Consider the following 1,943-nt stretch of genomic DNA (forward strand, 5'->3'; position numbering starts at 1 on the left):
TTTTTCTTTCCATCTTTTAAATGGGTTTCAATAAAATAATTTTTCGAAGAATCATCATCTTCAGAAATATAATATGTATCAGAAATTTCCTGTGCTTCTTTTTTAGCCTGAGGTCCCGTTTTATACGAAACACCTATATGTAATAACATTTACTCACCTACTATAAAAACTTATTACTTAAAATATACGCTTCTTTCTTCTAAACGCATCAAAAAAAGATGCATCAAGTCACCTCAATGCATCTTTATTATTCTACTTCCTACTCAACCGCTCATATCCAGCTTCCGCAAACTCATTCAACATCTGGACATCATGGGGCCATTTCTCATCTTTCACAAAATTATGCGCGCGGTTAACCTCAAACGAACCATGAATCACATATCTAAATAATGTTTCCGCATCTTCTCTTGGAAGGTGCGTTTTTTCAATCACAGCTGGCAAAACCGTGTCTCGCTCATTCACTACGATTCTGCCAATGATGTATTCGCTCAAATCGGGATCCATCAATAATTTTTAATATTTACCAGCATCCCCAATCCGCTGGCAGGCCGGTACTAACGATTCATTGCTTTTCAGATAATCCAGCGATTTCCCGTTTCCAGCAAAAAAGGGGACAGGATTTGTCTCTGTCAGCAACAACGCATCATTTAGCACATCGTTCAAGACATCAGTCACCGAGGAATAATGCACATGAAATGTTGATCGCGTTATCCCAGCCTCACGACAAATCCGCGCGATATTAACTTTAGAATATGATTCTTCATCAACTAATTTCAAAAGAGCATCTTTAATTAGTCCCAACGTATAAAGCGTACGTCGATCAGTTTTTCTTTTCTTCATAATTCTTCTCTAAACGCAAAAATGTTCAATAATATCTTTTTGCTCTGGGAGCATCTGCAACAATTTGTCTTTCTTTGGCACTAAAATTGCACCATCACCATTGTTTGGAATTTCAATGCTAATTTGTGAAAAGCCAACTCCCGCATCGTTGCTATCCTCAATAGCGGTAAAAGTACCTGGATCAACGTAAAAGCCGTGAACCTCATCTTTGCTCTTATCAAGACCGAGACGCACCTTATAATATTACCCATCTTGAGTAAAGCAGTGAACAATTGCGGCATCCCCGATTGAATACATCATTGATTAACCATATTGCACCGTATGCAAGTATGACGGATGCTTTTGATCAATGGTCAAATACATTGGAAAACTGCTAGGACGAATGCCGCTATCTACCATGTAGTCAGGATAAAATTGCTGCATAACTTTAGCTTGTTCAGCCTTTTGCTCTGGTGTTAATTCTGGTTTAGGTTGAGGCTTAGTTGGACCTTGGGTTGTAGCACCATGACTTTTACCAGTCATAATTTCCTTAAATGCATCACCAATTGAGGCAGAAAAACCAATACTGCGGTCTGCAATGATATCTGGAATATTCAACTCGCCTTTGTTGATCGTAATGTAGCGACTATTTCTGTCAGCTGCAACTAATTGCATACTTGGAACCTTAATCACTTGGTTGCGTGGGCCAATTCCAAGTTCAAGTACGACTAACTTCTTATCTTCATATTTTTGAATAAAATCTTGAAAGGCGTTGATCTGCTTCTGGTCAATTTGGAAATCTTGGTTAGTAGTTACATAATGAACAGGTTTATCTCCAATCAAGTTTTTCAAGTATTCATAAGTCGGCTTCTGTGGTGGGATTTCATTCATCATCTTGTAAAGTTCAAGCAAAAATGCCCAGTGCTCTTCTTCAGATTCAAAACGATTATAGAAACCTTGGAACAAGCCATTAAAGCCATACTTTTTAGCAAAATATTTCATATTGTCCATATATAGCGGACTATCTTCATACCAAAAAGCAAGACCAGTAGCTCTTAACATACCGCTTCCTGCACCAACAACAATTGCATCTGCATCTTTTACATGCTTAATTAATTCATCTA

Annotated in this window: 4 protein-coding genes; all 4 read right to left on the reverse strand. The window is 37.9% G+C overall.

Going from position 1 to position 1,943, the window contains the following annotated elements; all coding sequences use genetic code 11:
* Positions 1-252: 252 nt before the first annotated feature.
* Positions 253-492 (reverse strand): hypothetical protein, encoded by a 240-nt coding sequence (locus HMPREF0518_RS11005; RefSeq protein WP_307913980.1) that lies wholly within the window; start codon positions 490-492, stop codon positions 253-255.
* 21 nt (positions 493-513) lie between these two features.
* Positions 514-840, reverse strand: a complete 327-nt coding sequence (locus tag HMPREF0518_RS11010; protein WP_003624825.1) for a TetR/AcrR family transcriptional regulator — start codon at positions 838-840, stop codon at positions 514-516.
* Positions 841-849: 9 nt separating this feature from the next.
* The gene (locus HMPREF0518_RS10475) at positions 850-1,074 is read right to left on the reverse strand and encodes a hypothetical protein (protein WP_003624827.1); all 225 of its coding nucleotides are present in this window, start codon (positions 1,072-1,074) and stop codon (positions 850-852) included.
* Positions 1,075-1,143: 69 nt separating this feature from the next.
* The coding region (locus HMPREF0518_RS10480) for an SIR2 family NAD-dependent protein deacylase (protein ID WP_003624829.1) at positions 1,144-1,943 on the reverse strand (800 nt) is incomplete at its 5' end.

This window comes from Lactobacillus helveticus DSM 20075 = CGMCC 1.1877 (assembly GCF_000160855.1).
In the GTDB taxonomy this organism is placed as follows: domain Bacteria; phylum Bacillota; class Bacilli; order Lactobacillales; family Lactobacillaceae; genus Lactobacillus; species Lactobacillus helveticus.